A 511-nucleotide genomic window follows, 5' to 3' on the forward strand; every position below is an offset into this window, starting at 1 on the left:
TCTCACGAGCGTCAAGCACGTATTCCTCAACAAGAAAAAGATCTTCACCGCAATGCGGCGGTCGCTTGGTTACAACAAAAATCGCCACACCAAGCCATTCATCACGCACAAAAGTCCAACGATAAAGACTTAGTCGTTGAGATTTTGAATGAATTCGGTTGGAAGATGTTCAACCAAGGTGAGTTAAGCACACTCGAGCATGCCATCAATAAGCTGGATGCAGAGCTGCTGTTTAGCCACCCTAAATTGACGATGTTACGTGCATGGTTAGCGCAGAGCCAACACCGATACAATCAAGTTGGCCAATTGCTTGAAGAAGCCGAAGAAGAGCATAAAAAGCGTAATATCGAGCTAGATATCCATTACCAAGGCCAAGCTAACGCGCTGCTTGCTCAGGTCGCGATTAACAGCAACCAACCCGAGAAAGCGCTTGAACTTGCGGAGCTGGCTCTCAGCCAACTAGACAACACCATTTACCGTAGCCGAATTGTCGCGACCTCAGTCGTAGGCG

The 511-nt window shown here is 47.9% G+C and carries 1 pseudogene; it reads left to right on the forward strand.

The window, feature by feature from the left end:
* A pseudogene (locus R8N49_RS30645) lies at positions 1–511 on the forward strand (transcriptional regulator MalT); the annotation flags it as partial.

The sequence above is a fragment of the Vibrio sp. 1978 genome (assembly GCF_033344345.1).